At 71.7% G+C, this 3,255-nt stretch carries 5 protein-coding genes; all 5 read left to right on the forward strand.

Features of this window, described 5'->3' with window-relative positions; all coding sequences use genetic code 11:
- The coding region (locus tag ASJ79_RS21135) for a type VII secretion-associated protein (RefSeq protein WP_156448557.1) at positions 1-473 on the forward strand (473 nt) is incomplete at its 5' end.
- An 80-nt stretch (positions 474-553) separates the two neighbouring features.
- Positions 554-886 (forward strand): WXG100 family type VII secretion target, encoded by a 333-nt coding sequence (locus tag ASJ79_RS21140; RefSeq protein WP_067959492.1) that lies wholly within the window; start codon positions 554-556, stop codon positions 884-886.
- A gap of 12 nt (positions 887-898) precedes the next feature.
- Positions 899-1,195: a WXG100 family type VII secretion target gene (locus ASJ79_RS21145; protein WP_067959495.1), complete on the forward strand. Its 297-nt coding sequence runs from the start codon at positions 899-901 to the stop codon at positions 1,193-1,195.
- Positions 1,196-1,313: 118 nt separating this feature from the next.
- Complete coding sequence (locus tag ASJ79_RS21150) at positions 1,314-2,615, forward strand: GAF domain-containing protein (RefSeq protein ID WP_067959498.1); 1,302 nt, start codon at positions 1,314-1,316, stop codon at positions 2,613-2,615.
- An 87-nt stretch (positions 2,616-2,702) separates the two neighbouring features.
- Positions 2,703-3,255: alpha/beta fold hydrolase (locus ASJ79_RS21155; RefSeq protein ID WP_156448558.1), on the forward strand; the 553-nt coding region annotated here is incomplete at its 3' end.

Consider the following 3,255-nt stretch of genomic DNA (forward strand, 5'->3'; position numbering starts at 1 on the left):
GCGGATGGGCGGCCCAGGCCCTGTCGGACCGGCCGGCGGCGCCTCCCGGCACGAGGCTGCTGGTGGAGGGCCGGGTCGGGGTCTCGGTGCCCGCGTCCTGGACCGTCGAGCGCGTCACGGCCGGACCGGGATCGGCGCGGGTCCGGGTCGCTGACGGCGGAGGCCTGCCCGCCCTGCACATCACGCAGGCCGACGGGGTTCCGGCCACCGTCCCCGAGGTCGCCGAAACACTCTGGAAGGCAATCGAATCGGAGACTCCCGGGGTGTTCGTGGACTTCGACGCCGGCGGTGAGCGTGCCGGCAGACCCGTGGTCACCTACCTGGAGCGGCGGACCGACAGCCAGACCCGGTGGAGCGTGCTGGTCGACGGCACGCTGCGCATCGCGATCGGCTGCCAGAGTGCGCCCGGACAGCAGTCCGCGGTCGAGGGCGTGTGCGACGAGGCGGTGCGCTCGGCCCGCGCCGTGCGGTGAATTGCACGACGATGGAACCGAACTCGGACCCGGTGCGTCCAACTTGTATATCGCGATCCGAGGCTACGAGAGGACTCCACATGCCGACACCGTCAGGGCCCGCCGGGGCTGCGCTCACCACCGACTTCGACCTCATGCTGGCGGTCGCCGGCAAGACCGACGCCCGCAACGAGGAGATCCGGGCGATGCTGGGTTCGTTCATCGGCGCGATGAGCAACGTGCCGCCGTCGGTGTGGGGCGGGGTCGCCGCGGTCCGGTTCCGCGACGTGGTCGAGCGCTGGAACGCCGAGTCGCTGAAACTGCATGCCGCGCTGCAACGTATCGCCGAGACGATCCGGGACAACGAGCGCGTGCTGCGTGAGGTGGCCGACGGTCACTCGCAGCGGATCGCCTCCGTCGCGGCGCAGCTTTAGGAGGTGACGAACATGGCCGGCACGCTGTCCTACGACTTCGGCGAGATCGAGTACACCGTCCGCCAGGAGATCCATCGCACCTCCGCGCGCCTCAACGGCGCCCTGGACGATCTGCGCGCCCAGATCGCCCCGTTGCAGGCGACGTGGACCCGTGAGTCCGCCGAGGCGTACCGCGTCGAGCAGGCCCGCTGGGAACAGTCGGCGGCGGCGCTCAACGAGATCCTGATCAGCCTGGGCAACGCGGTACGTGACGGCGCGGACGACGTCGCCGACACCGACCGCAGGGCCGCCAACGCCTGGGGCGCCTGACGCCTCACCGGGACTGCGCGGCCCCCGGGAGGAGGGGAGCCGATCGGGGGCCGCGCAGTACTCCCTCCGCCGACGCTGCGTTAGGGTGGCTGTGGTGGCGGACACAAAGGAACGCCGGGTGGCGACCTCTGAAGCTTCGGTCGGACGGGCATCGGCCCGCCCGACGTCCAGGCGGCTGCGCGCTGTCCACGAACTCTTCGTCGCCGGAAAGATCGACGCGACCAGCCTCGACTCCACCGCGGTGCGCCCGGTCGTCGCGCAGAGCTGGCAGCGCAGTCTGGCCGGCGGTGTCGATCCGGACCTCGCCGGTGCGCGGGCCGCCGTCACCGCGATCGAGAGGCTGCGCGAGACCCATCCACTGGCGCCGGCACTGCCGGTCATCCGGCGGCTGCTCGTCGACGACGCCGTCGACTCGGGCGTTGTGGTCGCGGTCAGCGCCGCCGACGGCACGCTGTTGTGGGTCGAGGGCGACCCGACCGCATGCCGCAAGGCCGAGGCGATGAACTTCGTCCCCGGCGCCGACTGGAGCGAGCGCAGCGCGGGCACCAACGCGCCCGGCACCGCGCTGACGCTGGACCGCGAGCTGCAGATCCGCGGCTCGGAACACTTCACCCGCATCGTGCAGCCGTGGAGCTGCACGGCGGTGCCGGTGCACGACCCCGCCACCGGCGCGCTGCTGGGTGCGATCGACCTGACCGGCGGCGAGCAGGTCGCCTCGGCGCAGACGCTGGCCCTGGTGCGGGCCACCGCGGTGGCCGTCGAGAACCACCTCGCGCTGCTGCGGGTGTCGGACGTCGGCGTCGAACCGGCCGCGCGCAGACCACACCTGGTCGTGCTCGGCGGTGACCGGCCGCGCTGGGTGACCACCGACCGGCACGGCCATCTTCAGGCCACCCAGCTGACGGGCCGGCACGCCGACATCCTGGTCCTGCTCAGCCGCCATCCCGAAGGACTGTCGGCCGATCATCTGGCGTTGCTGCTCGACGACAAGGACCTCGACGTCGTCACCGTCCGCGCCGAGATGTCACGGCTGCGCAAGGTCGTCGGCGCCGAGAACCTCGCCTCCCGTCCGTACCGGCTGTCGACGGCGATCACCAGCGACATCGGTGAGGTGTTCGACGACCTCGACGCCGGTGACGTCGAATCCGCGCTCGCCCGCTACCCCGGCCCGCTGCTCACCCAGTCGGTGTCGCCGGCGATCGCGCGACTGCGCACCCAACTGTCGGCCACGCTGCGCGACGCCGTGCTCGCCGTGAGCAGACAGGGCCGCACGGACCTGTTGCGGCGCTGGCTCGACCTGCCCGAAGGCCGTGACGACCGCGAGGGCTGGCAGGCGCTGCGCGACAGCACCGGGCTCACCGCGGTGGCCAGGGCCCGCGCCCGCGGACATCTCGCCGGCCTGGACTTCGAGCTCGGCTGAAAACCTGAGCAACGGCGCAGAAGCCCAGCTCAGCCGCCGTCGAAAAGCGAGTTGCCAACGCCGTCAATGTGATTCGACGATAGCGGCATGGACATCGAGAGCTACGCCGCGTTCCTCCCCGACACCTACACCTCCTCGCTGACCCCGCCGACCACCACGTGGTGGCTCTGGCGGGGCCGCACCGTACACATCGCACGCGCCCCGGTCCCGGACGCGCCGGTGCGCGCCATGGTCATCCACGGCGGCGGTGGATACAGCGGCGCGCTCTGGCCCGTGACCGCGATCGCGGCCGGCCGCGGCATCGAGATGCTCGCCCCCGATCTGCCCTTGTACGGCGACACCGTCGAACCGGATCCGGCCGGAGTGCGCTACCACGACTGGATCGAGTTGCTCTGTGACCTGGTGGCCGCCGAACGGGCCGCTGATCCGCGACCACTGATCCTGTTCGGCGCCAGCATGGGCGGCATGCTGGCCTACGAGGTCGCCGCCCGCACGCGAGACGTCGCCGCGGTGGTGGCGACCTGCCTGCTCGACGTCGGGTCCGACATCCCCGACCGGTTGCCCGCCGACCACCCCATGGCGGGACACCTCGACGTGTACCAGTGGTTGACGGTGTTGCAGGAGTACCTGGTGATCTGCC

Source organism: Mycobacterium sp. NAZ190054, from assembly GCF_001545925.1.
In the GTDB taxonomy this organism is placed as follows: Bacteria; Actinomycetota; Actinomycetes; order Mycobacteriales; family Mycobacteriaceae; genus Mycobacterium.